1 protein-coding gene is annotated in these 304 nt (G+C 64.5%); it reads left to right on the forward strand.

Annotation, left to right across the window (positions count from 1 at the left end; translation table 11 throughout):
* A partial coding sequence (locus GIR22_RS26070; protein WP_178122475.1) for a hypothetical protein occupies window positions 1-304 on the forward strand: 304 nt, incomplete at both ends.

Genomic DNA, 304 nt, shown 5'->3' on the forward strand with positions numbered 1-304 from the left:
ATTACCGCTACGACGATCAGCACGTCATTCTCGAGCGAGCACTGGCCGGTGGGGCGAGTTTCTTCTGGGAGTGGGAACGGTCTGGCAAGGCGGCGCGCTGTGTCCGGCATTGGGCCAGCTTTGCGCAGACGGACACGCGGTACGTCTGGGGCGACAACGGCAGCGTCACCGTGCACAACGCCGATGGCAGCCGGGAAGTCTATGTCCATGACTCGCGCGCACGGCTGGTACAGCGGATTGATCCGGACGGCGCGGAGCACTTCAAGTCCTACGACGACAAGGGCCGGCTGACGGTCGAGCAGGA

Source organism: Pseudomonas karstica, from assembly GCF_009707515.1.
Classification (GTDB): domain Bacteria; phylum Pseudomonadota; class Gammaproteobacteria; order Pseudomonadales; family Pseudomonadaceae; genus Aquipseudomonas; species Aquipseudomonas karstica.